Annotated in this window: 5 protein-coding genes and 1 pseudogene; 5 read left to right on the top strand and 1 reads right to left on the bottom strand. The window is 68.2% G+C overall.

Annotation, left to right across the window (positions count from 1 at the left end):
* The 5 genes and pseudogenes from AC1DOC_RS25140 to AC1DOC_RS25120 all read left to right on the top strand — a co-directional run.
* Positions 1 to 287, top strand: a 287-nt coding sequence (locus tag AC1DOC_RS25140; protein WP_478130720.1) for a BON domain-containing protein, incomplete at its 5' end; no start/stop codon positions are given.
* A gap of 22 nt (positions 288 to 309) precedes the next feature.
* Positions 310 to 825: pseudogene (locus tag AC1DOC_RS25135) on the top strand (DMT family transporter); the annotation flags it as partial.
* Positions 826 to 925: 100 nt separating this feature from the next.
* Positions 926 to 1,864 carry a glutaminase gene (locus tag AC1DOC_RS25130; RefSeq protein ID WP_478080401.1) on the top strand — a complete coding sequence of 313 codons (939 nt, stop codon included), beginning with the start codon at positions 926 to 928 and terminating at the stop codon, positions 1,862 to 1,864.
* A 53-nt stretch (positions 1,865 to 1,917) separates the two neighbouring features.
* Positions 1,918 to 2,418, top strand: a complete 501-nt coding sequence (locus AC1DOC_RS25125) for a hypothetical protein (RefSeq protein ID WP_436299222.1) — start codon at positions 1,918 to 1,920, stop codon at positions 2,416 to 2,418.
* Positions 2,419 to 2,582: 164 nt separating this feature from the next.
* Positions 2,583 to 3,617 (top strand): aliphatic amidase, encoded by a 1,035-nt coding sequence (locus tag AC1DOC_RS25120; RefSeq protein ID WP_478130719.1) that lies wholly within the window; start codon positions 2,583 to 2,585, stop codon positions 3,615 to 3,617.
* A gap of 3 nt (positions 3,618 to 3,620) precedes the next feature.
* Here AC1DOC_RS25120 and AC1DOC_RS25115 read toward each other — a convergent pair.
* A partial coding sequence (locus AC1DOC_RS25115) for a LysR family transcriptional regulator substrate-binding protein (protein ID WP_478130718.1) occupies positions 3,621 to 4,282 on the bottom strand: 662 nt, incomplete at its 5' end.

The raw sequence follows: 4,282 nt of genomic DNA, 5'->3' as shown, positions 1-4,282 counted from the left end.
GCTGCTGGCTTGCCGGCCAATGCACCGACAGCAACGCCTACCGCTACGACAAGCCGCTCGCGCCCAAGGTGCGCGCCGCGCTCTCGGCCGTGCCGGGCGTGCAGAAGGCGAGCGTGTGGGTGATGATCCAGCGGCGCTGGGTCTACCTGCAAGGCTGCGTGCCCTCGGCCGCGGTGGCCAGGAAGCTCGAACGCGCCGCGCGCGCGGTGCCCGATGTCGAGACCGTGGTGACCGACCTGATGGTCGGCACGCGGGGCAAGCCGCCGTATCCCGTGGCCGGCCGGTGAACGAACAACAACAACGCGACGAATGATCCAGCGCAAGACCCATCTCGACTCCCTCGCCATCGGCCTTCTGATCGCATGCTGCGCGTTCTGGGGCCTGCAGCAGATCCTCATCAAGACCACCGTCGCCGAAGTGCCGCCGCTCTGGCAGGCCTCGGTGCGCATGGCGGGCGCCGTGGCGCTGCTGTGGCTCTGGTGCCTGTGGCGCCGCGTGCCGCTGTTCGAGCGCGACGGCACGCTGCCGGGCGGGCTGCTCGTGGGCCTGCTGTTCGCGGGCGAGTTCGCCTGCATCTACCTGGGGCTGCAGCACACCTCGGCCTCCAGGCTCACGGTGTTTCTCTACACCGCACCGTTCTGGGTCTCGCTGCTGCTGCCGCGCTGGGTGCCGGCCGAGCGGCTGCGCGGCCTGCAGTGGCTGGGGCTGGGCATCGCCTTTGCGGCAGTGCTGTTCGCGTTCAGCGAAGGCTTCGGGCACTCGAGCTCGGGCCAGCTGCTCGGCGATGCGATGGCGATCGTCGGCGGCATGCTCTGGGGCCTGACCGCGTGGTGCTGCTCGGCGAACCGCTCACGCTGCAGCTGATGCTGGCGCTGGCAGGCGTGGGCCTGGGCATCGTGATGGTCAACCGGCGAAAGGCACGGGCATGAAGGACGCGGACTTCCAGCCGGTGCTCGACGACATCGTCGCCACCCTGCGGCCGCTGCTGGGCACCGCCGGCACGGTGGCCAGCTACATCCCGGCGCTGGCCTGCATCGATGCGCGCCAGCTCGGCATTGCGCTGCGCACCTGCGACGGCGCCGAGGCCTTCGCGGGCGATGCCGAAACGCCGTTCTCGATCCAGAGCGTGTCCAAGCTCTTCACGCTGACGCTGGCCATGCAGCGCATGGGCGACGCGCTGTGGGAGCGCATCGGCCGCGAGCCTTCGGGCAACCCCTTCAACTCGCTGGTGCAGCTGGAGAACGAGCAGGGCAAGCCGCGCAATCCCTTCATCAATGCGGGCGCCATTGCCGTGGCCGACCGGCTCGTGAGCCAGGCATTGCAGGCCGGCGGCAGCGCCAAGGCCGACATCCTTGCGCTGATGGGGAGCCTGTGCGGCGAACCGATTGCGTTCGACGACGAAGTGGCGCGCTCAGAGGCGGCGACCGGCTTCCGCAACATCGCGCTCGCCAACTTCATGAAGAGCTTCGGCAAGATCGACAACGACGTGGCCGTGGTGCTCGACACCTACTTCCACCAGTGCGCGCTTCGCATGAGCTGCCGCCAGCTCGCGCGCGCGGCGGCCTTCCTGTGCCGCGACGGCGCGCATCCGATCGACGGCCAGGCCGAGGTGACCGGCGAGCGCCAGACGCGCCGCATCAACGCGCTGATGCTCACCTGCGGCACCTACGACGCCGCGGGCGACGTGGCGTTCTCGATCGGCCTGCCCTGCAAGAGCGGCGTGGGCGGCGGCATCGTGGCCGTGGTGCCCGACCGGCTCACGCTGTGCGTGTGGTCGCCCGCGCTGGATGCGACGGGCAACTCGCTGCTCGGCATCAAGGCGCTCGAACTGTTCGTGGCGCGGACCGGGCTGTCGGTGTTCTGAGCGGCGCGTGCAGCGCAGGCGAAAATGGACCACGCACGAACCCGAGCATCCGAATGACCGAAGCCACAGACTCCACCGACTCCGACACCCTCCCCCTGCAGGAACCCCGCCTCTGGCGCGACGGCCAATGGACCGCCCGCGTCATCAAGAACGAGGAAGACGACGGCTGGGCCGTCGAGATGACGCGCCACGGCGACCCCGAGCCGGCGCTGATCGGCCCCTGGACCATGGGGCGCGACAAGAAGAACCCGAAGCCGCTCGACGGGCCCGCCTTCTCCACGCTGGTGAAGACCGCCGCCGAGGTGATCCGCCGCCACGAACAGCAGCTGCACGCCACGCTCAACAAGAGCGTGACGGTGACGGCGCGCAATGACCAGCGCGTGCGCGTGGCCCTTGCCATCGTGCCCGACGAGGACAGCCCCTCGGCCACGCTCACGGCCTACAACGATGCCGACGACTCGGAACTCGCCAGCGTCAACGTCTCGCCCGCCTTCAGGCTCACGGCGGGCAGCGCCGCCGCCTGGATCGAATCCGATTACGCGCGGCCGCGCTGAGCGCGCGTTCGCAATCAGCGAAATGACGTATGTGCAGCCCACGCTGAGTTGAGAACAATCGGCTTCGACGACACCCGCCGCTGCCCCCAGGAACAAGCCCGAACCGGTCGACCACCGGCTCGGGCTTTCTTGTTTTTTCTCAACCACCCTCCAGGAGCAGCGTCATGAGACATGGTGATATTTCGAGCAGCAWTGATTGCGTGGGAGTCGCGGTCGTCAACTACAAGATGCCCCGCCTGCACACCAAGGCCGAGGTGCTCGACAACGCGCGCAAGATCGGCGAGATGCTGGTCGGCATGAAGAAGGGCCTGCCGGGCATGGACCTGGTGATCTTTCCCGAATACTCCACGCACGGGATCATGTACGACGCCAAGGAGATGTACGACACCGCCGCCACCGTGCCCGGCGAGGAGACCGCCATCTTTGCCGACGCCTGCCGCCGCGCCAACGTGTGGGGCGTGTTCTCGCTGACCGGCGAGCGCCACGAGGCGCATCCCGACAAGGCGCCCTACAACACGCTGATCCTCATGAACAACCAGGGCGAGATCGTGCAGAAGTACCGCAAGATCATGCCGTGGGTGCCCATCGAGGGCTGGTACCCGGGCGACCGCACCTATGTGAGCGATGGCCCCAAGGGCATGAAGATCAGCCTGATCATCTGCGACGACGGCAACTACCCCGAGATCTGGCGCGACTGCGCGATGCGCGGCGCCGAGCTCATCATCCGCTGCCAGGGCTACATGTACCCGGCCAAGGAACAGCAGATCCTGGTGTCCAAGGCCATGGCCTTCATGAACAACACTTACGTGGCGGTGGCCAATGCGGCGGGCTTCGACGGCGTGTACTCGTACTTCGGGCACTCGGCGCTCATCGGCTTCGACGGCCGCACGCTCGGCGAATGCGGCGAGGAGGAAATGGGCATCAACTATGCCGAACTCTCCATGGGCCTGATTCGCGATRCACGCAAGAACGGCCAGTCGCAGAACCACCTGTTCAAGCTGATGCACCGCGGCTACACCGGCGTCATCAACTCCGGCGACGGCGACAAGGGCGTGGCGGCCTGCCCGTTCGACTTCTACAAGCAGTGGATCAACGCCCCCGAGGGCGCGCGCGAGCAGGTGGAGTCGTTCACGCGCAGCACCATCGGCACGGCGGAATGCCCGATCGAGGGTCTGCCGAACGAAGCTGCCCGCAGCTGAAAATCAAAGCTGGCGAAAGGCTGTCAGCACCTGCAGCACGCTTTGCGTGGCGCCGTCGAGCAGGGCGCGCTGGCGGTGCGCAATGCCGAGGCGGCGCGTGAGCCTGGGCGTGATCGGCAGGATCTGCATGCGCTCGTTCAGCGCCGCATCGGTGGTCTGCTGCAGCGGCAGCAGTGCGGCGCCGTAGCCGGCCGCCACCAGGCTGCGGATCGCGGCGTCGTAGTTGAGCTCGATGCGCGCACGCGGCGCGAAGCCGGCCGCGGCGAACCACTCCATCGAGAGCCGGTACATGTGGGTGGTGGCGTCGTTGAAGATCAGCGGCTGCGCGGCCAGCCAGGCCGGCGTGACGCGCCTGGGCGCCTTCCAGCGCTGCGGCACGAAGGCCATCATGGCCTGGTCGCACCAGGGCGTGACGACCAGTTCGCGCAGCGGCGGCTGCGGCATGGCGACCAGCCCGATGTCGAGCGTGCCGGCGGCCAGCCGCGCCATCGCATCGTACGAACCGAGGATGCTGACCTCCACGTCGATGCCCGCATGCCGGGCACCGAGCGCTTCGAGCACCTGCGGCAGCAGGTCGACCACCACGCCGGTGGAAGTGCCGAGCCGCACGCGGCCGGTGCGGCCTTCGGCCTGGCGCTTGACGGCCTCGACGGCATCGTCGGTGT

It is taken from the genome of Variovorax sp. 01T439_2, assembly GCF_056398445.1.
The sequence above is the reverse complement of the archived record's forward strand: the minus strand, read 5'-3'. Positions and strand labels throughout refer to the sequence as shown.